The sequence below is a fragment of the Paenirhodobacter sp. genome (genome assembly GCF_050177655.1).
In the GTDB taxonomy this organism is placed as follows: Bacteria; Pseudomonadota; Alphaproteobacteria; order Rhodobacterales; family Rhodobacteraceae; genus Rhodobacter.
The window spans coordinates 24,053-47,844 of the sequence record NZ_JBFXGV010000023.1; the positions used below are offsets into that span (position 1 = coordinate 24,053).

The window sequence follows — 23,792 nt, forward strand, 5'->3', positions numbered from 1 at the left end:
CAGAGAAACAGATAACCGCCCCCGACCCAACCGCAAAGAGCCGATGACAGAGACAACCGATCCACAAAAGAGCGTGAAACCCGATGCCGCGGGCATCGCCGCCGCGGCGACCCGCGCCACGAAGAAGGGGCCGCCGCCGGTGCATCTGTGGAACCCGCCCTTTTGCGGCGATATCGACATGGAGATCCGCCGCGACGGGACGTGGTTCTACCTCGGCACGCCGATCGGGCGGGCGCCGCTGGTGAAGCTTTTCGCCTCGATCCTGAAGCTGGAGGACGGGAAATATTTCCTCGTCACCCCGGTCGAGAAAGTGGGCATCCGGGTCGTCGACGCCCCCTTCGTCGCCGTCGATTGCGAGGTCTCGGGCGCGGGCGCGGATCAGGTGCTCAGCTTCACGACGAATGTCGGCGACGAGGTCACCGCCGGGCCCGAAAACCCGATCCGCGTCACCCGCGCCGCGGATGGCGAGCCCTCGCCCTATATCCACATCCGCCGCGGGCTCGAGGCGCTCATTGACCGCAAGACCTTCTACCGGCTCGTGGACATCGCCACCCCCGCCCCCTTCGAGGGGGAGGACTGGCTCGGCCTCACCTCGCGGGGGGCGTTCTTTCCGATCATCCCGATGGCGGAGCTTGCCACGTGAGTTCGCCTCGACGCCGCCTCGGCTGGCGGTTATAAAGCCACCAGACGGAGACGCACATGGTCAAACAAGTAATTTGCATCAACTGGGGCACGAAATACGGCCCGCGCTTCATCAACCGGCTTTACGCGATGGTGGCGCGCAACATCACGCCGCCCTTCACCTTCACCTGTTTCACCGACAACACCGCCGGGATCCGCCCCGAGGTTCTGACCGAGCCGCTCCCCGAGATCCCGGTCGAGATCCCGAAGACGAAGAAGGGCATCTGGCCGAAGGCGCGGCTCTGGGGGCCGAAGCTCGGGTCGCTCAGCGGCAATGTGCTGTTCCTCGACCTCGATCTCGTCATCACCGGCTCGCTTGATGATCTCTTCACCTATGGCGATCCCGACGGGGTCGTGCTCTCGCGCAATCCGGCGAAACCCTTCGAGCGGCTGGGGCAGACCTCCTGCTTCCGCTTCCCGGTAGGCAAGCTTCTGCCCCTGCAGGAGAAATTCTGCGAAAACCCGGCGGCCATCGCCGCGGAATACGTCTTTGAACAGCGTTTCGTGACGCGCAACGCGCCGGGCGGGATCACCCTTTTCCCGCGCGGCTGGGTGCGCCATTTCCGCTATCAGTGCCTGCCGACATTTCCACTGAACCTGTTCATCGCACCGCGCCTGCCGCGCGACACGCGCGTGGTGATCTTTCCCGGCGGGGTGCATCCGGAGGTCGCGATCAGGGGCGGCTGGGTGGGTCGCGAGGGCTGGTCGCTCGCCGAGCACCTGCGCGGCATCGACGCGCGCACGCCCAAGGAGAGCATCTGGCGCTACCTGCGCCATTACACCAGGCCCTCGGCCTGGGTCGCCGAGGCCTGGCGCGAATAGCTCAGGCGCAGCCGCCCGTCGCCCGGTCGGCACAGCCGCGCGCCCGCGTCTCGGGTTCGAGCGTGACATGGGTGAGATCGAACTCCTCGGCGAGCATCGCCTTCGCCTGGGCGATCACCGCCGCGAAATCGGCGCCCTCGGAGAGCACCAGATGCGCCTCGAGCGCGTCGCGCTTTTCGTCGAGCGCCCAGATGTGGAGGTGATGCACCTCCTCGACCCCCGCGATCTCGCCCAGATGTTCCGCCAGATCGGCGCCGTCGCGCTCGGCCGGGGTGCCCATCATCAGGATCCGCAGCACCGGGCCGAGATCCTGCACCACATGCCACAGGATGAAGACCGAGATCGCGATCGTCAGCACCGGATCGACCCAGCGCAGATCCCAGAGCGCGATCATCACGCCCCCCGCGATCACCGCAACCGAGGCGCCGGCATCGGCGAGATTGTGCAGGAAGGCCGCGCGGATGTTCACGCTTTCCTTCGAGAGCCGCCAGGTCAGCGCCGCGGTGCCGAGGTCGATCACCAGCGCCAGCGTCGCAAGCCAGATCACGATGCCGCCCTTCACCTCGGGCGGCGCGAAAAGCCGCCCCGCCGCCTCGCCCATCAGCCAGAGCGCGACGAGGATGAGCGCGGTGTAATTGACGAGCGCGGCGATCACCTCGGCGCGTTCCCAGCCGAAACTCATCATCGCAGTGGGGCCGCGGCGCGCCAGCCGGCGCGCGCCAAAGGCCAGCACCAGCGCCGCCGCGTCGGAGAAATTGTGCACCCCGTCCGCGATCAGCGCGACCGAGCCGGCAACCACCCCGCCCGCGACCTGTGCGAAGGTGAGCACGACATTGATGACCACCGCCCAGAGCACGGCGGTATCGCTCGCCGGCGCAGGATGATGGTGGTGGCCGTGGTGGCCCGGACCGTGATCGTGCGGCATCGCCTCTTCCTCTCGTCGCGGGGGGCGCTGCCCCCTCGGCCTGCGGCCTCACCCCCGGGATATTTCGGCACTTTGGAAAGGCGGAAATCCGTTTCCAAAGTGACAAAATATCCCCGCCGGAGGCATCCGCACCATCCACAGGCGCGCGAAAAACGTCAATGCGCCTCGGCCCAGCTCGCGCCCTGCCCGGCATCGACGATGAGCGGCACCGAAAGCTTGACGACAGGCTCGGCCGCGCCCTCCATCACCGCGCGGGCGGCGGCGATCAGCGCCTCGGTCGCGCCCTCCTCGACCTCGAAGATCAGCTCGTCATGCACCTGCAGGAGCATCTTCGCCGGCAGATCCCTTATCGCGGCGGGCATGCGGATCATCGCGCGGCGGATCACGTCGGCCGCGGCGCCCTGGATCGGCGCGTTGATCGCGGCGCGTTTGGCAAAACCCGCGCGCGGCCCCTTGTCGCCGATCTCGGGGGTGTGGATCTTGCGCCCGAAGAGGGTGCGCACGAAGCCGTGCTCCTTCGCGAAGGCGACGGTGTCGTCCATATATTGGCGGATGCCGGGGAAACGCTCGAAATAGCGGTCGATGAAGCCCTGCGCCTCGGCCCGCGGGATGCGCAGGTTGCGCGCGAGGCCAAAGCCCGAAATCCCGTAGATCACGCCGAAATTGATCGCCTTCGCCTGCCGGCGGATCATCGGGTCCATGCCCTCGACCGGCACGCCGAACATCTCCGAGGCGGTCATCGCGTGGATGTCGATACCGTCCTTGAACGCCTGTTTCATCGCCGGCAGATCGGCGACATGGGCGAGGATGCGCAGCTCGATCTGGGAATAGTCGAGCGAGACGATGCGATGGCCGGGCGTGGCGACGAAGGCCTCGCGGATGCGGCGCCCCTCGTCCGAACGCACGGGGATGTTTTGCAGGTTCGGATCGGTCGAGGCGAGGCGCCCGGTGTTGGCGCCGGCGATGCTGTACGACGTATGCACCCGCCCGGTATCGGGGTTCACATGGGTTTGCAGCGCATCCGTATAGGTCGATTTCAGCTTGGCGATCTGCCGCCAGTCGAGCACCTTCGCCGCCAGCTGCGCGGCCTTCGGATTGGTATCCTCGAGCGTGGTGATATCCTCGAGCACATCGGCGCCGGTCGCCCAGGCGCCGGTCTTGCCCTTTTGCCCGCCCTCGACGCCCATCTGGTCGAAGAGGATCTCGCCGAGCTGCTTCGGCGAGCCGACGTTGAAGGGCACGCCCGCGATCGCCTGGATTTCGTCCTCGAGCCCCGCCATGCGCTGCGCGAAGACATTCGACATCCGCGCGAGCACCGCGGTGTCGACCTTCACCCCCGCCATCTCCATCTCGGCCAGCACCTCGACCATCGGGCGTTCGAGCGTCTCGTAAACGGTGGTTACCTGCGCCGGCGAGAGCATCGGGCGGAAGCGGCGCCAGAGCCGCAGGGTGATGTCGGCGTCCTCGGCGGCATAGGCCACGGCCTTGTCGACATCGACCTTGTCGAAGGTCACCTGCGCCTTGCCCGAACCGATCAGCTCCTTGATCGGGATCGGGCGATGGCCGAGGTATTCCTCGGAAAGCGCATCCATCCCGTGGCCATGCAGCCCCGAGAACATCGCATAGCTCATCAGCATCGTGTCCTCGAGGGGCGCGATGCGGATGCCGTTCCGGGCAAAGATCTTCCAGTCGTATTTCATGTTCTGGCCGATCTTGAGGATCGCTTCATCCTCGAGCACCGGCTTAAGCAGCGCTAATGCAGCCGCGCGATCCATCTGCCCCGGCACCGGGGCCGCGCCGCCAAAGAGATCGTCGCCGCCCACGCTATGGCCAAGCGGCAGGTAACCGGCCTGACCGGGTTCGACGCAAAGCGAGATGCCGACGAGATCGGCCTGCATCTCGTCGAGGCTCGTGGTCTCGGTATCGACCGCGATCCAGCCGCGCGCGCGGGCCTGATCGAGGAATTTCCCGAGCGTCGCGGCATCGGTGATCTTCACATAGGCCGCGGTGTCGAAGGGCGCCTCGGGCGCCGCCTGCGCCGTGATCTTCCGGCCGGGCGCCGCCTTGTCGGCCCAGGCCGCGGCGGCGGCGTCGCCGCGCGCGACCTCGGTCGCCACCGGCGCCTCGAGGCCGAACTTGTCCGCCACCCGCTTCGTCAGCGTGCGGAATTCCATCCTGTTGAGGAAGGCCATCAGCTGCGCCGGATCGGGCTCGCGCACCTCGAGATCGTCGAGCGTGAAATCGAGTGGCGCATGGGCGTCGAGCGTCACGAGACGTTTCGACACCCGGATCTGATCGGCGAAATTCAGAAGCGTCTCGCGGCGCTTGGGCTGTTTGATCTCGCCCGCCCGGGCGAGCAGCGTTTCGAGATCGCCATATTCCTGAATGAGCTGCGCCGCAGTCTTGATGCCGATGCCCGGCGCGCCCGGCACGTTATCGACCGAATCGCCCGCGAGCGCCTGCACGTCGATCACGCGGCCCGGATCGACGCCGAATTTCGCCTCGACCTCGTCCGGGCCGATCGTCAGGTTCTTCATCGCGTCGAGCATCTCGACCCCGCCGCCGACGAGCTGCATCAGATCCTTGTCGGAGGAGATGATGGTGACGCGCCCGCCCGCCTCGCGCGCCTGCCGCGAGAGGGTGGCGATGATGTCGTCGGCCTCATAGCCCTCCATCTCCTTGCAGGCGATGTTGAAGGCAATCGTCGCCTCGCGCGTGAGCGGGAACTGCGGGCGCAGATCCTCGGGCGGCGGCGGGCGGTTCTCCTTGTAGGCGGGATAGATCTCGTTTCGGAAAGTCTTTGACGAATAATCGAAAATCACCGCCGCATGGGTCGGCGCATCGGCCCCCTTGGCGTCTTCGATATAGCGGAAAATCATATTGGCAAAGCCCGCCACCGCGCCGATCGGCAGCCCGTCGGACTTGCGCGTGAGCGGCGGCAGCGCGTGATAGGCGCGGAAGATGAAGGCCGAGCCGTCGATCAGATGCAGATGGCAGCCTTTGCCGAAACTCATATGGGCCTCCCGTTTTGCCCCGTTCTGCCACAGCCCGGCCGGCATCGGAACCCGCGAAACGAAAAGGCGGCCCGAAGGCCGCCCCGATCAGACCCGAGCGCAGGGCTCAGGGGCCTGCGTCTCAGTGATCGTCATGCGCATGGGCGCGGTCGATCACATATTTCTTGTCGCAATAGGGGCATTCCACCTCGCCCGTCTCGCGCGAGAGCGTGAGCCAGACGCGCGGATGGCCGAGCGCCCCCTCGCCGCCGTCGCAGGCGACTTTCCACGTGGTCACGACTTGCGTTTCCGGCGGTTTCGGGGCGGTGGCGGTGGCGGTCATTCTCGGCTCCGGATAAGTTGCGGCCAAAGGCCGCGTCCGCGGCACTATGAGCGATCCGGAAAGGCAGGGCAAGTGGAACGGCAGGCGATCGAGATCACGGGGCTGCGCAAGACCTATGCCGGGGCCGGCAGGGCGACGCCGAAGGAGGCGCTGAAAGGCGTCGATCTGAGCATCCCGGCGGGGTCGATCTTCGGCCTGCTTGGCCCGAACGGCGCGGGGAAATCGACGCTGATCAACATCCTCGCCGGGCTCGTGCGGAAGACGGCGGGCAAGGTCACGATCTGGGGCTTCGATCAGGACGTGAACCCGCGTCAGAGCCGCGCCGCGATCGGGGTGATGCCGCAGGAGCTGAACATGGATCCGTTCTTCTCGCCGCGTGCCGCGCTCGAGGTGCAGGCGGGGCTTTACGGCGTGCCGAAAGCGGAGCGCTGGACCGAGGAGATCCTCGCCCTCGTCGGGCTGACGGATCAGGCCGAGGCCTATGCGCGCAATCTTTCGGGCGGGATGAAACGGCGGCTGCTGCTCGCCAAGGCGCTGGTGCACCGGCCGCAGATCCTCGTGCTCGACGAGCCGACGGCGGGGGTCGACATCGAGCTGCGCACGATGCTCTGGGCGAATGTGCGCCGGCTCAATGCCGAGGGGATGACGATCATCCTGACGACGCATTACCTCGAGGAGGCGGAGGCGATGTGCGACGAGATCGCGATCATCACCCATGGCGAGCTGATCGTGCGCGATACCACCGCCGCACTGCTGGGCCGGATGGACCGGAAGGCGCTGGTGATCGAGCCGGAGGGTGCGGTGCCCGACACGCTCACCCTGCCCGCGGGGGTCACGATGGAGCGCCGCGCGGGCGGGCGGCTCGCCTTCCACTACCGGCGCTGCGACACAACGGCGGAGGCGGTGCTCGACGCGCTGCGCGCGGGCGGCGTGGCGATCCGCGACGTGGCGACGGAACAGCCGCGGCTGGAGGACGTCTTCGTCGCGCTCACCTCGGGGCGGTAAGAGCCTCCGGCGGGGATATTTCAGCTCTGTAGAAACAAGCGCGCCGCGCCCTGAGCCCCGCGGTTGCCCGGTGGGTCAGGGCGCTTTCGCTTCTACAGAGACGGTCATCGGCGTCCCCGCCTGTACCGTGCCCCCAGATTGGCGGATCCTGGTTTCTATAGAGTTAAAATATCCCCGCCGGAGGCTCCGCAATCGCCACGGGCGCGGCGGCGGGGATCTGGCTCACTCGGCCTCGGACATGTCCAGCATGCGGCCGAGCGGGCGGCCGGCGAGGATGTGCAGGTGGAAATGCGGCACTTCCTGCACGCCGTGTTCGCCCGCATTGGTGATCGCGCGGAAGCCCTTATCCTCGACGCCGAGGATCTCGCAGACCTTGGCGCAGGTGCGGGTGAAGTCGACGATCTCTGCCTCCGAGGCGGCGGCGCAGAAATGGTCGAAGGTGACGTAAGGCCCCTTCGGGATCACCAGCACATGGTCGGGGGCCTTCGGCGCGATGTCGCGGAAGGCGAGCGTATGCGCGGTTTCCAGCACGGTCTTGTTCGGGATCTCGCCGCGCAGGATGCGGGCGAAGATGTTTTGCGGGTCATAGGCGTAGGCCAAGGGGAATCTCCTTAATCGACGAAGAGATAATCGGTCGCCATGATCTGCTGCGCAACCTCCGGATCGACGCCGAGAAAGCGCGCGAGCGGCATGGCGTTCTCGGCCGCACTCACGCTTTGCCGCACCCGCTGGAAACTCGGGAAGCGGGCATCGCGCATCCGGTCGCTTTCGAAACGCAGATCGTAGCGGACCGTCGGCAGGAGCCGGTCGATCACCTCCTGCGGCGTGCTTTCGCCGGCGAGGCCGACGCGGCGGGCATGGCCGATCAGATAGTCGTCGGTGAAGTCGCATTCGATCTCGAGCACCCGCGTCACCGCCTTGTCGGAGGTGAAATCCTGCATCACCTCGAAGGCGGCGGGGTCGAGGCAGATCACCAGCCGGTCGGTCTGGAAATGGTCGAAAAGCATGCGCAGGAGCGCGCGGCGGTGGCGGTTGCGCTTTTCCAGCGTGCGCTCGATGCCGCCGAGATCGGGCAGCCCGCCCGCCTCGTTGAACAGATATTCCACCGCCGCGATGTCGGTGCGCGCCCGGATCTGGTCGACGAGGCGTTTCGCGACATGCCATTTCTTGCACACGATCATCATCAGCGTGCGCTCGCGCCCGAGGCTCGATTCGGTTTCCCAGAAACGGGGCGCGAAACGGCGCCCGATCCGGCCGCGGCCGGAGAGGAAGGTGAAGAGCGAGCGCCCCTCGTTCGAGATCGGGAAGGAGACCCCCGTCTGGTGCCACAGATCGCCGAGCCGCGCCTTCAACTCCGTCGCGTCGGGGCTGATCTTGCGGGCGAAGAGGAAATCCTGCGCCAGCAGCAGGTCGTAATGGTCGTTGTAGAAGGTCACCGGCATGCCGTAATCGGTGAACATCAGGAAGGTGAGCGTGCGGGTGCGCAGCTCCTTTTCCGGCACGACATGGCGCACGACGGTCTGGAAGAAGGTCTCGTCTGGGATCCAGGTCGTGCGGAAGAAGCGCATCACGTCGGGCCGCGTGCGGCAGAAATCGAGCACCCATTCGATCGTGCGCCGCCGCAGGCACCACCATTGCGAGCCGATCATCATCTGGATGTCCTCGGGCACCTTGCGGGTGAGGCCGAGGCGTTTCTGCCAGTCGTAGCTCTGGTAGAACCACCACTTGTGATTGCGCTCGTTGAACCAGTGGCGATAGATCAGCCGGTCTTCCTTCATCCCGGTCTTGATCCAGTCCGAGGCGAAGAAATCGAAGCTCTCGATATAGTCGACATCCTCGGCGTCGAGATAGGCATGGGCGAATTCAGCGGTCTTGATCTGCATGCAATCGCCCGAGAGCATGTAGAAATGCGTCGCCTCCGGGAAGGCCTCGACCGCGGCCTTCACCGCCTCGAGCGTGGCGGCGACGAGGCTCCATTCGCCCCAGCCGCATTTCAGCCGTCGCTTCGCGAAGGTGACCGAGGGGTTCGGATCGAGCGCGTCGCGCAGCTTCTGGAAGTCGGAGGGTTTCGCGCGGGCGTCGAAATGGATCGAGACGAAATCGCCCGTCTCGGTCAGCCGCTCCGCCTGCTTGATGATCCCCTCGGGATCCTTGTGGGTCAGCAGGATGAAGGCGATTTTTGCCATTTTGGAAACAGGCCGTCCGCAGTACACTCGTTATCTGCCTTGATAACGTCAAAGGACATTGAAAAAACAGAGGTTCTTTGATCTTTAAGGATTAAATATTAAGGAGTGGCATCTGCGCGTGCGACCGCCACTCAAGGAGGCTGAGTATCATGGGTTTTCCCGGCACCTGGATGACCGAAAGCGAAAGCATGGTCTATCGGGTCGTTCCGAAATGCGCCTGCTCCTCGATCGGGCAGATCATGTTCTATTCCGATCACGGCACCTTCTTCGACGGTGACATCCACGATTCGACCGCCGGGCTGCACAAATGGTCGCAGCCGGAGAGCCAGAAGCCGATCGAGCAGAACGTGAAGGGGCACAAGAGCTATTCCTTCACCTGCGTGCGCAACCCCTACGCGCGGATCCTCTCCTCGTTCTTCGACAAGATCGCGGGGATCCAGCGCAACGGCAAGCGCTACCGCGGCAATCTGGTGCCGCAGCTCATTCAGAAATACGGCATCGAGGTCGGCTCGCCCGAGGACGGGTTCGAGTTCGATCAGGTGAAGTCCTTCCGCCGCTTCCTGCTTTTCGCGCGCGACACCATCCGCTGGCGCCGCCCGATGGAGCCCGACATCCACTGGTCGGCGATGTCGGGGCATATCTCGACCTTCATCGTGAACGGCGGCAAATACGACGAGATCTTCTTCACCGAGAAGTTCAACGAGGGCATGCAGGTCGTGCTCGACCATGTGAAGACGCCGCAGAAGGTCGATCTGAAGAAGATCCCCAAGTTCAACGAGAGCGAGGGCCACGGGCCGAAGCGCGCCCATCCGGTGAGCGCCTATTTCGACGACCTCTCGCGGCACCTGATCTGGGAGATCTACAAGAAGGACTTCCAGCTCTTCCAATACGATTTCGACGATCCCGACAACAAGATGCCGATCGGCGAGATCGACCTCGACGAGGTGCATGCCAAGCTTGGCGACTGACGCGGGCTGAGGGCTTAGGGCGCCTTGCCGCAGCAGGCGTCCGGGCCGCCGCCGAGGTCTTCGAGGATCGGGCAATCGGGGCGGTCGCTGCCGGAACAGGCCGCGGCCAGATGGCGTAGCGTGTCGGCCATCGCCTGCATCTCGGCGATCTTGCGCTCGAGCGTGGCGACGTGATCGAGCGCCAGCCGCTTCACGTCGCTGCTGTGGCGATGCTGATCGCTCCAGAGCGCGAGAAGCTCCTCGATCACCGCCACCGGAAAGCCGAGATCGCGGGCGCGGCGCACGAAGCGCAGGATCTGGATCTCGCGCGCGCCATAGCTGCGATAGCCCGCCGCGCTGCGCGCCGCTGCCGGGATCAGCCCGATCGATTCGTAATAGCGGATCATCTTTGCCGAGACGCCGGAGGCCCTGGCCGCTTCGCCGATATTCATCGCGCGCCTCCCGTCACCGGGGCGAAACGCTTCAGCCGCAGCGCATTGCCCAGCACGAAGACCGAGGACATCGCCATCGCCCCGGCGGCGAAGACCGGCGAGAGCAGGATGCCGAAGGCGGGCCAGAGCGCGCCGGCCGCAAGCGGGATCAGCGCGGTGTTATAGGCGAAGGCCCAGAACAGGTTTTGGCGGATATTCGCCATCGTCGCGCGCGAGAGCGCGATCGCCTCGGGCACCACGGTGAGGCGGCCCGACATCAGCACGACGTCGGCGGCCTCGATCGCGATGTCGGTGCCGGTGCCGACCGCGATGCCGACATCGGCCGCGGCCAGCGCCGGCGCGTCGTTGATGCCGTCGCCGACGAAGGCGAGCTTGCCCGCCGCCTTCAGCCGCTCGATCGCCTGCACCTTGCCCTCGGGCAGCACCTCGGCCACCACCTCGTCGATGCCGAGCTGGCGCGCGATCGCCTGCGCGGTGCGGGCGTTGTCGCCGGTGATCATCGCGACCTTGAGGCCGAGCCCATGCAGCGCCGCGATCGCCGCGGGGGTCGTGGGCTTGATCGGATCGGCAACCGCGAGCACCGCCGCCACCCGATCCCCGATCGCGGCGTAAAGCGGGGTCTTGCCGGCCTCGGCCAGCGCCTGCGCCTGGGCGGCGAGCGGCGCGATGTCGAGCCCGCGCCCGGTCATCAGCCGATCCGCCCCCACCACGATCCGCCCCGCCTCGCCGCGCGCCGAAACGCCAAGCCCGGTCTGCGAGACGAAGCCGCGCACCTGCGGCAGGGTCAGGCCCTCCTCCTCGGCCGCCTGCACCAGCGCGCGGGCGATCGGATGTTCGGATTTCGCCTCGACCGCCGCAACCGCGGCCAGAACCGTGGCGCGGTCGAACCCGGGCGCGAGGCTCAGATCTGTGAGCTGCGGGCGGCCCTCGGTCAGCGTGCCGGTCTTGTCGAGCGCGACGACGCGCACCTCCTGCAGGCTTTGCAGCGCCTCGCCGCGGCGGAACAGGATGCCGAGATCGGCGCCGCGCCCGGTGCCGACCATGATCGAGGTCGGCGTGGCGAGGCCCATCGCGCAGGGGCAGGCGATGATCAGCACCGCGACCCCGTTCACCAGCGCGAAGCTCAGCGCCGGGCTCGGCCCGAAGATCAGCCAGGCGAGGAAGGTCAGCGTCGCGAGCGCCATCACCGCCGGCACGAACCAGAGCGTGACGCGGTCGACCAGCCCCTGGATCGGCAGCTTGCCGCCCTGCGCCTCCTCGACCATGCGGATGATCTGGGCGAGCATCGTCGCCTGGCCCACCGCGGTCGCGCGCAAGACAAGCGCGCCGGTCTGGTTCACGGTGCCGCCGGTGACCGCGCTGCCCGCGACTTTTTCGACGGGCAGCGGCTCGCCGGTGATCATGCTCTCGTCGATCCAGCTCGTGCCCTCGGTCACCACCGCGTCGGTCGGCACCCGCTCGCCCGGGCGGAGTTCGATCTCGTCGCCCGCGCGCAGCTCGGCCACCGGGATCTCGCGCAGCGCGCCCTCGCGCCGCACCCGCGCCGTGCGCGGCTGAAGGCCGACGAGGCGCTGGATCGCCTGCGAGGTGCGGCCCTTGGCGCGCGCCTCCATCCAGCGACCGAAGAGGATCAGCGTGACGATGACGGCGGCGGCCTCGTAATAGACGTTCACCGTGCCCGGCGGCAGCAGGCCGGGCGCGAAGGTCGCCACCAGCGAATAGCCCCAGGCGGCGAGCGTGCCGACCGCGACGAGGCTGTTCATGTCGGGCGCGCCGCGCAGCAGCACCGGCAGCCCCTTGCGGTAGAATTGCCACCCCGGCCCCGCCATCACCGCGGTGGTGAGCGCCGCCTGCAAGAGCCAGCTCGCCCGCTCGCCGATCGTCGCCATCACCAGCGCGTGGAAAGGCGGGAAGAGGTGCGAGCCCATCTCGAGCACGAAAACCGGCAGCGCGAGCAGCGCCGCAAGGATCAGGTGGCGCTTCAGCCCCGCCTCCTCCTCGGCCTTGCGCGCGACCGTCTGCACCGTCGAACTCCCACCCTCGGCGGGGGCGAGCCGCGCCTCGTAGCCCGCGGCCTCGACCGCGCGGATCAGCGCCTGCGCCTCGACGCCGCCCGTCACCTGCGCGCGCTCGGTCGCGAGATTGACGCTCGCGCCGGTGACGCCGGGCACCGCGGCGAGCGCGCGTTCCACCCGGCCCACGCAGGAGGCGCAGGTCATCCCCCCGACCTCGAGCGCGACGGTTTGCGGGCGCACATCATAGCCCGCCGCCTCGACCGCCTTGACGAGCGCGTCGCGGTCGAGCCCGGCGCCCGCGATCTCGGCCCGCTCGGTGGCGAGGTTGACCGCCGCGCTCTCGACCCCGGGGGCGGCCTTGAGTGCCTTTTCCACCCGCAACACGCAGGAGGCGCAGGTCATCCCCTCGATGTCGAGCGTGACCTTGTCGCTGGAGGAGGCGGGGGAAGCGGCGGGCCCTGTCATGTCGGCATCCTTTGGTGAAGTCATCCGCGGGCAGAGATAGTGGTTCCCATGATGGGAAGGTCAAGAGGGGGATTTGGACGCGTCCCTCCTGACCTTGCCCCCTCTTGACCTTGCCACGGTGGGAAGCCCCATCTGGACAGGCATGAGCGACAATCCCAAGGAGGGGCCCATGCAATTCCACATCGAAACCATGACCTGCGGCGGCTGTGCGCGCGGCGTGACGAAGGCGATCCACTCGGTCGATCCGACGGCCGAGGTGCAGGCCGATCCGCCCTCGCACCGGGTCGAGGTGAAGACCGAGGCCCCGCGCGCGGCGCTGGTCGCGGCGCTGACCGAGGCCGGTTTCGCGCCGAGCTGAGCGGGCGACAGGCGGCACGGCCAAAGGCAGGCGGCGGAAGCGGTCTGCGCCGCCCCTCGGGCCTGGAGGATATTTCTTATCAAATCATGCCGTTACAGGCCCAGCCCTCGCAGCGCGGGGATCGAGGGGCGGACTGCGGCTCTCGCCCGGGACGATGCAAATGCCCCCTACCCCGCGGCCTCAGCCCTCTCCGTCCCGAAGCGCCTCGCCCTTCTCGGCGGAAACCTGCGCCGCGGGGGCGGGATGAACCGACGCCCATTCGCGACGGGAGGGCCCCTCGATCCGCCCGCTCGCGACCAGAAACTGCACCACGCTCAGCGCCAGCGGCAACAGCAGGGCGAGCGCGAGGATGAGCGAGTTGTGCAGCGCGCGGTCGATCCAGTTCGGCGCGAGCGTCGTGGTGGCGACGCCGCCATAATTGACCAGCCGCAGCACCGGCTTGCCCGCCTCCGAGGCGATGCTGACGTGAAACCCGGGCGCATCGGGGGCCTCCGCGGTGATATGGCCGAACTCGTTGGCCGGCGGCGCCCCGTCCGCCCCGTTGCGCAGGATCTCGACGCTCTCGCCGCGGCGCAGCTCCCCGCTGCGCAGAACTTCGGTGTTGCGCGACCACAGCGAACGTTCGCGGGCCTCGTAACTCCCCGCGAGCAACAGATCCTGTTCTCCCGAAACCGCGGGCTGCCCGACACGCGCATGCCCGTAGAAGCTGAGGGCGCCAAGTCTGGAAAGCGCGCCGTCGGGCAGAATGATGCGGGTCTCCTTTGGCCATTCCCCCTCCGAGAGCAGCGTCAGCACGATGTTCCCGACCGCCGGGGAGGAGATCCGCACCACGGCCCCGGGCGGCCAGCTCAGGCGCAGATCGGCCGCGTTGCGTTCGTCGAAACGGCGCGCGTCGCAGGGCCCCGCGCCCCGCGCCCGGGCGAGGTCCATCCTTTTGGGCACGCAGAGCGTCGCGGCCCCGAGCGCCCAATCGTTGGTCGATCCCTTGAAGGTGACGACGGCCCCGGTGGTCTGCGCGTCGATGATGAAACTTTGCCGCGATCCGATTCCGGCGGCCAGCAGCACGAAGGCGAGCGCCGCCAGCAGGCCGGCCGCGACCGAGAGAACCGTGGCGGCCCGCAGCGCGCGCAGCAGGCGCAAGGGCGAGGCGAACCGGGGCACGCCGTTCAAGGCGCGGCCCCGAACCGCAGCGTCAGCCGTTCTTCCGGTCCCATCTCGCCATTCTTGAACGAGATCACCACCGCCTCGATCTCGCCGCGCGCGGCGAGGGCGGCGGGGAGATCGCAGCGCGTGTCGAAGGCGGTGCGGAGTTCCGTCGCCACCGGTTCGCAGGTGACGTCGTCCTGATCGGGCTGATCGGGGAAGGTCAGGAAGGTTTCGTCCGAACGCGCGGTGTTGAGCAATACCGCAAGCCCGCCCGCGGCATTGCGGCCCCAGTAGATCGGGGCCACCTGCGCCTGCGGCTGCCCGCAATCGCCAAGCGAGACGAGCCCGGCGATCTGGCTGCCCGGATAGGCCAGCGCCTCCCGCGCATGCGTGCTCGGATAGCTCAGCGCGGTGCGTCCTCCCGACCAGCCCGGCGCCACCCGATAGGCATTGCGCGACTCGTAAAGACCGTCCGCGGAAACGATTTTCAGGCAAAGCTCCTGCCCCTGCCAATCGGGCGGGATGGCGGCGGCAACCGCGACCGCATCGCCCTCGGGGCGGCCCTGCGGCGCCGCCAGAAAACCGACCAGCCGCGCGCCGGAAATCTCGGTTCCCTTGCGCACCACCTCGTTGAACGGATTTTCGATCAGCGTCACTTTACTTGCCGGCTCGGCTGCGGCGATAGTCGGAAGCAGAGACAGAACAAGACAAGTTTTTTGAAACATGATCGAGAAACGCTTTTTCGTTGCGCTGGCATTCACTCTAGCCCACTCCCTCCTGTCTTGCCTAGCGGCAATGGCCGAAAGCGTCACCATCGACAATGGAACCGAGCGCGGCCAGGGGCTCATCTTCCGCGACGGCGGCCTGTGCTACGTGATCATGCCGCGTCACGTGGCCGGCGGGCAGCGCCGCGTCACGCTGTATTCCGCGGCCCCCGTGGTGCATTCCAGCGCGACGGTCGAAACCCCGTTCTGGCCGGGGATGGATATGGCGATCGGCGTGGCGCGCGGCGCGATCGAGAAGCGCTGCACCACGCCGCTTTCGGCGCTGAACACCGAGATCCAGCCCGAGACCGGCGCGCGGCTGCAACTGATGCGGCTGCGCCCCTCGGGCGAGCCCGAACGGCTCGACATGATCGTGACGAAAAGCGACTACCTCACGCTCGATGCGCGGCTGACCGACGGCAGGAGCGAGCTGTTCAAGGGCACGAGCGGGGCGTTCCTGTTCGATGCCGAGCGTCCCGTGGGCATGGTGACCGAGGCGCTTTCGGCCACCGAGGCGCGTTTCATCCGGATCGAGGAGATCTATCAGAACGTCGCCCGGCGCGTGGCGCGGCGTGCGGGCTATGCCGAAGCGCAGACCCCCGCCACCGCCCGGCCCGAGCCGAACGCGCTCCCCTTCGAGGTGATCGGAGCGACCCTGCCGCCCGCCGCGCCCCAGTTCGCGGAAGAGAATCTGACCGGCCCGGGCAGCTATGTCTTCACGCTGACCAGGCCCAATCGCATCGCCTTCCGCGCCGCCGAGGGCAAGGTGGTCACGCTCTCGGGGTTGCGCCTCACCGCCGAGGCCGAGGGGCCGGCGGGCCTGCCGCGCGACATCCAGATCGACGTTTCCACCGCGCCCGATGGCGCCCGCACGCGCAACGTCTTCTCCGGGCAGATGCCGCCGGACGGTGTGCTCGACGTGGCGATTTCCGGCACGCGGGTGCTGTGGGTCTTCGTCACGATCCGCTCCGGCTGGGACCGGCCCGAGATCGGCATGGATGCGGTGAGCTTTCGCTGAAAGCGTCAGTGCAGCTGGATGCGGACCGGGGCCATCTGGCCGTTACTCAGACGCGCGTCACCAATCAAGCCACCGTCATCGTTCAGGCGGACCTCGCTCCACCCATACCCCAGCCGCGCACGGATTGTCTCCGGGCGAACCTGAAGGAAGCACTTGTCGCCCTTGGTTTCGACCTCTCTGAACTCACCAAGATAGCAGTCCAGCTGCGCGTCATACCCGGTCACGAGAATTGGGACCGGGGCGATCCCCTCGGCATTCGGCACGGTCTTGAACATGTAATCCATGGCTTTCTGAAATCCGTTGTTCGGATCGGTCATGGTGAGGAACACGTCAAGCCGCGGCTTGCTGTCAAGCAAGCCTTTGACGGCCGCACCGCGCACCGCCAGATCGGGGCTGTAAAGGCCATAATCCAGCGCGATCGAGATCAGATCGGGGTCACCCGAGCCCAGCATCACCTTCATCGCAGCTTGAGCGCGTTTGGGATCGGGGTCATTCAGGAGCGCGGTGTATTCGTTGCCCTTGTTCACCTCGGCGTCGATCTGCTTTTGCAGATCGGCCACCGAGAGGGATTGCGCCAGTGCCAACGAGGGCAAGCTGGCGAGCAGCGCGAGGGGAAGGAAATTACGCATCCGTTTCTCCTCAGTTCGAGACCGGAATCGTCACAGGCGCAGGCGGTTCAAACCCGACCTCACCGACCAGTTGCCCCTGATCGTTGAGCGTCACCGGAAACCAGTTGCCACTCAGAAGACTGATTGAAATCTCAGTTTCCGAAATCCGAACCAGGCAATCATTTCTATCTCTGCGAACGTAACAGGACTGATCGGGAATGAATTCGCCGACCGGCATGCTCAGGAATCCCATCTTTGCCGAGTCAATACTGCCGCCAAGACTATCGATGTGATACTCGAAGTTCTCCTTCACCTTCGATCCATCAATCCGCATGCGCAGCACCGGCTGCCCATCGAAAAACGCCTTCAGCGCCAGATAGCGCACCTGAGGATTGGGGCTGTAGAGCCCGTATTCCAGCGCCATCCGCTGCAGCTTGGCATCGCCCGAGTCCAGCATCACCTCCATCGCCGCCATCGAGCGCGCGGGGTCGGGATCGTTCAGCAGATCCTGATAGCCGTTCGTCACCTTGGTCTTCTCCTCGACCTTGGCGAGGATGTCGGCGGGCGAGAGCGATTGCGCGAAAACCGGCGCGGCCAGGGCGGAGCAAAGGGCCATACCGGCGAGAAGACTATGGGATTTCATGCGAAACTTCCTGTGAAAGAACTGCCGCGATGATTGGCGATCGGCTGCGGGCGATCAAGACAAAAGGCACCATGTGCGGCAATTGACCGGCGTCCCGCGCCGGACGGATCACGCCCGCCCGTCCCGTGGCGCAGCTCCTCTTGCGGCACCGCCTGATCGAGCGCCTGGCCGCGGCGCCGGGCGTGCCTTGCGGCGCGCGCTCCTGCGCGGCGGCCCTTCTCCGGCCGGGCCTTCGGACCGACGCCCCGAGGTTTCGTCGACGGATCCCAGGGGGCCGGCGGATGGCGAGACCGGCGGCAACCGCGCCATCTGCGCATCAGCCCGCGAGGGAAATCCCGCCCCCCTTCACATCAAAGATGTAATTTCCTAGAATTTTCCCAAGTCGCAATGCGCATTCACTTCAGAAGGGGTGATTCTGGATTGTTCTAAGCGCTTCACCCTATAAATTCAGACATTGGACAGTGGATCTCATGAGACCAATCCTGCTTGACTGTACCTTTCGAGACGGCGGTTATTACAACGCCTGGGACTTCCCCGAAGAGATTGTCCAGAAATACTTTCAGGCCATGCGGGCCGCAAAGGTCGACATCGTCGAGGTCGGCTTCCGGTTCCTGAAGAACACCGGTTTCAAGGGGCCCTGCGCCTATGTAACCGACGACTGGATTCGCCAGATCGCCCCGCCGTCCGATCTCACCATCGGCGTCATGGTGAACGGGGCGGACCTGCTGACCGATCTCGGCCTGCTCCCCTCGCTCGAGCTGCTGTTCCCCGAACACGCCGAGACGACGCCCGTCTCGCTCGTCCGCATCGCCTGCCATCTGCGCGAAATCGAGGCGATCCTGCCGGCGACGCGCTGGCTGAGCGCGCGCGGCTACCGGGTCGGGCTGAACCTCATGCAGATTTCCGACCGCACCGAGGAAGAAATCCTCTGGTATGCCGAGCAGGCCGGCGCCTACCCGATCGAGGCGCTCTATTTCGCCGACAGCATGGGCGGGATGCGCCCCGAACAGGCCGCGAGCATCGTCACGCTGATGCGGCAGAAATGGGCGGGGCCGATCGGCATCCACACGCATGACAACATGGGGCTGGCGCTGGAAAACACGATGCGCGCCTTTGACGCCGGGGCCACCTGGCTCGACGCCACGGTCACCGGCATGGGGCGCGGCCCCGGCAATGCGCGCACCGAGGAACTGGCGATCGAACTCGACGCGCTGCGCGGCGGCGGGGCCAGCTTCGTGCCGATGATGGAGCTGATCAACAGCTATTTCGGCCCGATGAAGGCGCAGCACGGCTGGGGCAGCAACCCCTATTACTTCCTCTCGGGCAAATACAACATCCACCCGACCTACATTCAGGAAATGCTGGGCGATCCGCGCTACAACGAGGAGGACATCCTCGCGGTCATCGACCACCTGCGCCAGGGGGACGCGCAGAAATACAGCGCCGAGCGGCTGCATGGCGCGCGCGATTTCTACCATGCCCCGGCCCGCGGCAGCTGGGCGCCGAAAGCGCTGATGGAAGGGCGCGAGGTGCTGATCCTCGGCTCCGGCCCCGGCGTGCGGCACTATCGCACCGCGCTCGAAGCCTATGTGGGCAAGCACAGGCCGGTGGTGCTCGCGCTCAACACCCAATCGGGCATCGCGCCCGAGATGATCGACCTCCGGCTGGCCTCGCATCCGGTCCGGATGCTGGCCGACTGGGAAGACCTGCTCAACCTGCCGCAGCCATTGGTGACGCCGTTTGCCGCGCTGCCGGACGACCTGCGCGAGGCCCTCTCCGGCAAGGAGGTGCTGGACTTCGGCATGGAGATCAGCGCTGACGGCTTCGTCTTCGACGAAACCTCCTGCAAGAGCCCGACCTTCCTCGTGCTGGCCTATGCGCTGGCGCTCGCCAACAGCGGCAAGGCCCGGCGCATCCTGATGGCGGGGTTCGACGGCTATCTCGCCGACGATCCGCGCACCGCCGAGACGGATGACATCCTCTCTGTCTACAAGGCCGCCGAGGGGCTGCCGCTTCTGGCGATCACGCCGACCCGGCACAAGATCGCGACCGCGTCGATCTACGGGAGATTCTGAGATGACCTCCGTTTCCGTTTTCCTGCCGTGCCGCAAAGGGTCCGAGCGGATCCCGCGCAAGAACATCAAGCCCTTCGCCGGGATCGAGCACGGGCTGATCGAAATCAAGCTGCGTCAGCTTCTCGGCGCCGAACGTGTCGAAGCGGTGCATCTTTCCACCAACGACGACGAAATCCTCGACTTCGCGGCGACGCTGGGGGCGGGCAAGATCATCCCGCACAAGCGCTGCGAGGACTTGTCGTCCAGTTCGACGAGCACCGACGATCTGGTGGCCCATGCGCTCGAACTTGTCGGACCCGACCGGCATATTCTCTGGACCCATGTCACCTCGCCCTTCGTCGGAGCGGCCCTCTATGACGAAATGATCGAGACCTATTTCGCCAAACAGGGCGAAGGCTATGACTCCCTGATGTCGACCAATGTGATCCATGGCTTCCTGTGGAATGAGGACGGCCCGGTAAACTACGACCGAGCCAAAGAAAAATGGCCTCGCACGCAGACGCTTGCCCCGATCCACGAGATCAACAGCGCGGCCTTCATCGCCCCGTCCTCGGTCTACAGCGAACAGGCTGACCGGATCGGCCAGACCCCGTTCAAGTTCGGCATGGACAAGATCGTCGGCATGGATATCGACTGGCCGGAGGATTTCGCACTTGGCGAGCAGATGATCTCGGCCGGGCTGGCGACGCTGTGACGGTTCCGGACACGTTTCTCTTCGACTGCGACGGGGTCGTGCTCGACTCCAATCGCGTCAAGACGGAGGCCTTCCGGGAGGCGACCTTGCCCTTTGGCGCCGCGGCGGCCGAGGCGATGGTCACCTATCACACCGCCAATGGCGGTGTGTCGCGTTACCTCAAGTTCCGCCATTTCCTGACCGACATCCTGAAGACCGAAGTGACCGACGCGGCGCTCGAGGGCCTGCTCTCGGCCTATGCCGGGGCGGTGCGCGCGGGGCTGAGATCCTGTGCCGTCACCCCGGGCCTCGACGCGTTGCGGGCCCGCGTCCCCGACAGCCGGTGGTGTATCGTCTCGGGCGGCGATCAGGCGGAGCTGCGCGAGGTGTTCGCGGCGCGCGGCCTCGACCGGCTGTTCGATGCCGGCATCTTCGGCAGCCCCGACAGTAAGGAAGTGATCCTCGAGAGGTTGATTTCGGGGGGAGTCGTTCCCGAGCGCGCGGTCTTCATCGGCGACAGCCGGTATGACCACGTCGCCGCCGAAAAATTCGGCATTCCCTTCGTTTTCGCCTCGAACTGGAGCGAGTTCGCCGATTGGCCGATCTATACCAAGGCACGGGGCCTTCCGGTGATCGAACAGGCGTCCCAACTCGTGGATCTCTTCGCACTGGAGACCCGAACCCGGAGCGCCATGCCCTGATGCCCGATACAATTGTTCCAGACGCGAACGGACCGACGGTCGCCTTTCCAAGAAACTTTCTTCACATCAAGCTTCTCGCCGACAATTACCCGCAGGTCGATCACATCCTGTTCCGCGAGGAGTTCATGCGCGCGCAGTTGCTGCGCAGCTTTCCCGCCGAAAAGCTGATCGCGATCGGCCGCGAGATCCGCCCCGGGCGGGGCCAGTGGAACCTTCCCCGGATCTTTGCCGCCAATCGCCGTTACACGCGCGAGAAGGTCGCCCAGATCGCGGCCCTGACCCCGGCGCGCATCATCCTCTTCCTCGAGAACGAACCGCTGGAACTGGCGCTGATCGACCATTTCGGGATCGAGCGTTTCGAGCTCTGGGAAGAGGGGGTCATGCATTACGTCGACATGAACAACCCCTATCTGTTCCGGCTGCGGCGGATGGTGCAGATCGCCTGCGGCTTCTATCCCGGGCACCCTTTCCTGCTGCGGCTGCCGCGCGACAGGATCACGGTGCGCGACCGCTTCGACAAATGCAATCTGCGGATGCGCATCCCCGAAGGCCGCAACCAGCCCCGCGAGGCCATCGCCTTCGTCGCCAACGTTCTGGTGGCCGATGGCCACATCACGCGCGGCAATTACATCAAGGCGCTGGGCAAACTGGTCGAGATGGCGCCGGTGCCGGTGGTCTATCTGCCACATCCGCGCGAGGGGGCGGAAGAGATCGCCGCCATCGGCGCCGCGCTCGACGGTCCGAGGTTCGGCATCGAAAAGCCCGAGGGCGGCTCGCTGCAGCATTGCCTGGACACCGACTACAGGCTTTATCTCTCGCCCTTCTCCACCACCCTGCTCGATTTGCAGAAATTCTCGAAAAGCTACTGGATTCCGCAGCATTTCGCCCTGGGTTCCTATGATCGGGCGCTGCGCTCGACCGATCGCTTTCCGGTCAAGGCGTTGACGGAAGAGGCGCTGGCAGCCTGCCTGTCCGCCGCTGCCCCGGCCGAGGCCGGAGCCGCATCGTGAGCGGCCTGGCGCAACGCGCCGCGCATGGCGCGGTCTGGGTGGCGCTCGGCAATGTCGTCAAGGCGCTTGTCCAGTTCGTTCCGATCGCGATCCTGACCCGGATCATCGCGCCGGACGCCTTCGGCGTTTTCACCATCGTGATGGTCGTCGTCTATGTCGCGGAGCTGATCTCCTTCGGCGGGGTCGGCCCGTCGATCGTGCAGCACCGGGTGCTGAAACCCGTCACCGTCGGCGCCGCGATCTGGATCGCGGCCGGCGTCAGCGTGATCGTCGCCGCCGCGATCATCGCCGCGCGCGGGGCATTCGCCGCGTTCATGCATATGCCGGATCTGGCTGCGCCCCTGCTCTTCGTCGCCCTGGGCTTCCCGGTCAACGGGCTCAGCGTGGTGGGCGCGCGCCTGCTGCAGCGCGATATCAACGTGCGCCTGCTGACCCTGATCGACATCGGCTCCTATATCGTGGGCTATTACCTCGTCGGCATCCCGATGGCCTGGCTGGGATATGGGATCTGGTCGCTCGTGGCCGCCTTTCTCACCCAATCGGTGCTGCGCGCCGCGAGCCTCGCGCTTTCGGTCCGCCGCGAGCTGACGCTGATCACCGACCGCCCGTCGCTGATCGAGATGGCGCGCTCCAGCCTCCCGCTGATGAGCGCCAACCTGCTTCTGGAGCTGCAGTTCAACCTCGACCGGCTGATCGTCGGCCGGGTGATGGGCGCCTCTCCGGTGGGGTTCTACGGTCGCGCCTCCGATCTCATCGTGCGCGGGAACCGGCTGTTCGACCAGATCCTGACGCGGGTGTTCTTCCCCGCCTTTTCCCGCAAGCAGGACGACAAGGAGCGTCTGCGCGAGCTCCTGCCGCTCATCAGCGCCGCGATGCTGCTGCTGATGGCGCCGTTCAGCCTGTTCATGTTCGGCTTCGCCCCCGAGATCATCCGCATCGCCTTTGGCCCGGGCTGGAGCCAGGCCGATACGCCCTTCGCGCTGCTGTCGCTGATGCTGACCTTCACGGTCATCGCGCGGCTGCAGATGATGCTGATTCAGGGCATGGGCCTGTATGGCCTCGCGCTTTGGATCGAACTTGGGGCGACGGTCGTGGTGGTCGCCGGCGCGATGCTGGGCAGCCGCCAGGGGCTTGCCGGCGTCGCCGTTGCGATGCTGGTCGCATTTGTGCTGAAGGCCGTGGTGACGCAAGTCGTCACGGCCAGACTTCTGCAAATTCCGATGCGGGCGCTGGGAAAGGCGCTGGCGCAGGCCTTGCCGATGATCGTGATCGCCGCGATCGCGCTTTGGGGCGCGGAACAGCTTGCCGCGCTCGTCGCCCCGCCCGTGGCGCGGCTGGCCGTCGGCCTTGCGGTCTTTCTGGCGATCTGTGTCGCCGTCGCCCTGCCGACCCGGGGGGCGACCCTTCTCCCGCTGATGACCCTCAAGAGGATCGTCAGGGGATGAAGGGGAAGCCCTGCGGCATCAGGCCGTCCCGGAACATGGCTCCGGCCGGAGGCTAGAGCTCGTCTGGACGCGCCCGGATGACCGCAAGTCCGGTCACCTCGAGCCCCGCCGGCCAGCTTTCGGCAATGGTGCAGCCGGTCACTCCCACCAAAGCCTCGAGAACCGTGGCGGGACAGTTTTCCCAGTTGCAGCCCCAATGCGAGGCCGGTTCGCTGCCATCGGCGGACAGCGGAACGGTGAACTGGCTCCCGATCACCCTTTCCGCATCCGACAGGTTTTCACTCTCGACGAAAATTGCGGTCATCTGTTGCGCCCTCCTCAGATGCGCGCCGCGAGCCAGGCGCGGATCACGGCCTTGTCGGCATCGCTCGGGATGGTCGCGGTTTCGACCAGCCCGTAGAACCGCCCGCCAAAATACGAAAGCGGCGTCCCCACGTTGTTCATCGCGCCGAGAAAGGCCGCCTGCCCCGGCGTGGTCAGGCCCGATTGCGCCAGCGACTTGGAGGCGGGCTCGTTG

24 protein-coding genes are annotated in these 23,792 nt (G+C 66.4%); 11 read left to right on the forward strand and 13 right to left on the reverse strand.

The window, feature by feature from the left end; genetic code table 11:
* Positions 1-43: 43 nt before the first annotated feature.
* Entirely contained in the window at positions 44-643 is a 600-nt protein-coding gene (locus AB7U46_RS09965; RefSeq protein WP_428336816.1) for a DUF1285 domain-containing protein, read from the forward strand.
* 56 nt (positions 644-699) lie between these two features.
* Positions 700-1,503: a glycosyl transferase gene (locus AB7U46_RS09970; RefSeq protein WP_428336817.1), complete on the forward strand. Its 804-nt coding sequence runs from the start codon at positions 700-702 to the stop codon at positions 1,501-1,503.
* Position 1,504: 1 nt separating this feature from the next.
* Here AB7U46_RS09970 and AB7U46_RS09975 read toward each other — a convergent pair whose 3' ends face one another.
* The 3 genes from AB7U46_RS09975 to AB7U46_RS09985 all read right to left on the reverse strand — a co-directional run bounded on the left by AB7U46_RS09975 (position 1,505) and on the right by AB7U46_RS09985 (position 5,764).
* Complete coding sequence (locus tag AB7U46_RS09975) at positions 1,505-2,428, reverse strand: cation diffusion facilitator family transporter (protein WP_428336818.1); 924 nt, start codon at positions 2,426-2,428, stop codon at positions 1,505-1,507.
* Between the two features lie 155 nt (positions 2,429-2,583).
* The gene (gene polA, locus AB7U46_RS09980) at positions 2,584-5,442 is read right to left on the reverse strand and encodes a DNA polymerase I (protein ID WP_428336819.1); all 2,859 of its coding nucleotides are present in this window, start codon (positions 5,440-5,442) and stop codon (positions 2,584-2,586) included.
* A 121-nt stretch (positions 5,443-5,563) separates the two neighbouring features.
* Positions 5,564-5,764: a zinc-finger domain-containing protein gene (locus AB7U46_RS09985; RefSeq protein ID WP_428336820.1), complete on the reverse strand. Its 201-nt coding sequence runs from the start codon at positions 5,762-5,764 to the stop codon at positions 5,564-5,566.
* A 72-nt stretch (positions 5,765-5,836) separates the two neighbouring features.
* On the opposite strand from AB7U46_RS09985, the gene AB7U46_RS09990 reads away from it, so the two are divergent.
* A complete protein-coding gene (locus AB7U46_RS09990) occupies positions 5,837-6,769 on the forward strand; it encodes an ABC transporter ATP-binding protein (RefSeq protein WP_428336821.1) in 933 nt (310 codons plus the stop codon).
* Between the two features lie 222 nt (positions 6,770-6,991).
* Here AB7U46_RS09990 and AB7U46_RS09995 read toward each other — a convergent pair whose 3' ends face one another.
* Together AB7U46_RS09995 and AB7U46_RS10000 are read right to left on the reverse strand one after the other, a co-directional pair.
* Positions 6,992-7,369: an HIT domain-containing protein gene (locus AB7U46_RS09995; protein ID WP_428336822.1), complete on the reverse strand. Its 378-nt coding sequence runs from the start codon at positions 7,367-7,369 to the stop codon at positions 6,992-6,994.
* Positions 7,370-7,380: 11 nt separating this feature from the next.
* Complete coding sequence (locus AB7U46_RS10000) at positions 7,381-8,955, reverse strand: DUF5928 domain-containing protein (RefSeq protein WP_428336823.1); 1,575 nt, start codon at positions 8,953-8,955, stop codon at positions 7,381-7,383.
* Positions 8,956-9,104: 149 nt separating this feature from the next.
* On the opposite strand from AB7U46_RS10000, the gene AB7U46_RS10005 reads away from it, so the two are divergent.
* Positions 9,105-9,923: a sulfotransferase family protein gene (locus AB7U46_RS10005; protein ID WP_428336824.1), complete on the forward strand. Its 819-nt coding sequence runs from the start codon at positions 9,105-9,107 to the stop codon at positions 9,921-9,923.
* A 14-nt stretch (positions 9,924-9,937) separates the two neighbouring features.
* Here AB7U46_RS10005 and cueR read toward each other — a convergent pair whose 3' ends face one another.
* Both cueR and AB7U46_RS10015 read right to left on the reverse strand, forming a co-directional pair.
* Positions 9,938-10,354 (reverse strand): Cu(I)-responsive transcriptional regulator, encoded by a 417-nt coding sequence (cueR, locus tag AB7U46_RS10010; RefSeq protein ID WP_428336825.1) that lies wholly within the window; start codon positions 10,352-10,354, stop codon positions 9,938-9,940.
* Complete coding sequence (locus AB7U46_RS10015; protein WP_428336826.1) at positions 10,351-12,834, reverse strand: heavy metal translocating P-type ATPase; 2,484 nt, start codon at positions 12,832-12,834, stop codon at positions 10,351-10,353. Before AB7U46_RS10015 ends, cueR begins: the two co-directional genes overlap by 4 nt.
* A gap of 169 nt (positions 12,835-13,003) precedes the next feature.
* Here AB7U46_RS10015 and AB7U46_RS10020 point away from each other — a divergent pair, with 169 nt between their 5' ends.
* Entirely contained in the window at positions 13,004-13,192 is a 189-nt protein-coding gene (locus AB7U46_RS10020; protein ID WP_428336827.1) for a heavy-metal-associated domain-containing protein, read from the forward strand.
* A gap of 180 nt (positions 13,193-13,372) precedes the next feature.
* Here the strand turns inward: AB7U46_RS10020 and AB7U46_RS10025 are convergent, their stop codons facing one another.
* Together AB7U46_RS10025 and AB7U46_RS10030 are read right to left on the reverse strand one after the other, a co-directional pair.
* A complete protein-coding gene (locus AB7U46_RS10025) occupies positions 13,373-14,362 on the reverse strand; it encodes a hypothetical protein (RefSeq protein WP_428336828.1) in 990 nt (329 codons plus the stop codon).
* On the reverse strand, positions 14,359-14,994 hold the full coding sequence (locus tag AB7U46_RS10030; protein WP_428336829.1) for a hypothetical protein: 636 nt from the start codon (positions 14,992-14,994) through the stop codon (positions 14,359-14,361). Before AB7U46_RS10030 ends, AB7U46_RS10025 begins: the two co-directional genes overlap by 4 nt.
* 139 nt (positions 14,995-15,133) lie before the next feature.
* Between AB7U46_RS10030 and AB7U46_RS10035 the strand changes: the two genes are divergently transcribed.
* Entirely contained in the window at positions 15,134-16,120 is a 987-nt protein-coding gene (locus AB7U46_RS10035) for a hypothetical protein (RefSeq protein WP_428336830.1), read from the forward strand.
* Between the two features lie 5 nt (positions 16,121-16,125).
* Here AB7U46_RS10035 and AB7U46_RS10040 read toward each other — a convergent pair whose 3' ends face one another.
* Positions 16,126-16,749 (reverse strand): hypothetical protein, encoded by a 624-nt coding sequence (locus tag AB7U46_RS10040; protein WP_428336831.1) that lies wholly within the window; start codon positions 16,747-16,749, stop codon positions 16,126-16,128.
* A gap of 10 nt (positions 16,750-16,759) precedes the next feature.
* Positions 16,760-17,371, reverse strand: a complete 612-nt coding sequence (locus AB7U46_RS10045; RefSeq protein ID WP_428336832.1) for a hypothetical protein — start codon at positions 17,369-17,371, stop codon at positions 16,760-16,762.
* Positions 17,372-17,937: 566 nt separating this feature from the next.
* Here AB7U46_RS10045 and AB7U46_RS10050 point away from each other — a divergent pair.
* From AB7U46_RS10050 to AB7U46_RS10070, 5 genes are read left to right on the forward strand one after another with little or no spacing between them, the layout of a single operon-like run.
* Positions 17,938-19,446 (forward strand): aldolase catalytic domain-containing protein, encoded by a 1,509-nt coding sequence (locus tag AB7U46_RS10050; RefSeq protein WP_428336833.1) that lies wholly within the window; start codon positions 17,938-17,940, stop codon positions 19,444-19,446.
* A 1-nt stretch (position 19,447) separates the two neighbouring features.
* Complete coding sequence (locus AB7U46_RS10055; protein WP_428336834.1) at positions 19,448-20,140, forward strand: cytidylyltransferase domain-containing protein; 693 nt, start codon at positions 19,448-19,450, stop codon at positions 20,138-20,140.
* A complete protein-coding gene (locus AB7U46_RS10060) occupies positions 20,137-20,820 on the forward strand; it encodes an HAD family hydrolase (RefSeq protein WP_428336835.1) in 684 nt (227 codons plus the stop codon). The genes AB7U46_RS10055 and AB7U46_RS10060 overlap by 4 nt, the downstream gene beginning before the upstream one ends.
* A complete protein-coding gene (locus AB7U46_RS10065) occupies positions 20,820-21,830 on the forward strand; it encodes a hypothetical protein (protein WP_428336836.1) in 1,011 nt (336 codons plus the stop codon). The genes AB7U46_RS10060 and AB7U46_RS10065 overlap by 1 nt, the downstream gene beginning before the upstream one ends.
* Positions 21,827-23,275: an oligosaccharide flippase family protein gene (locus AB7U46_RS10070; protein ID WP_428336837.1), complete on the forward strand. Its 1,449-nt coding sequence runs from the start codon at positions 21,827-21,829 to the stop codon at positions 23,273-23,275. Before AB7U46_RS10065 ends, AB7U46_RS10070 begins: the two co-directional genes overlap by 4 nt.
* Positions 23,276-23,327: 52 nt before the next feature.
* Here AB7U46_RS10070 and AB7U46_RS10075 read toward each other — a convergent pair whose 3' ends face one another.
* Both AB7U46_RS10075 and AB7U46_RS10080 read right to left on the reverse strand, forming a co-directional pair.
* Entirely contained in the window at positions 23,328-23,579 is a 252-nt protein-coding gene (locus tag AB7U46_RS10075; protein ID WP_428336838.1) for a hypothetical protein, read from the reverse strand.
* 14 nt (positions 23,580-23,593) lie between these two features.
* Positions 23,594-23,792 (reverse strand): hypothetical protein (locus AB7U46_RS10080; protein ID WP_428336839.1); only part of this gene is annotated, 199 nt, incomplete at its 5' end.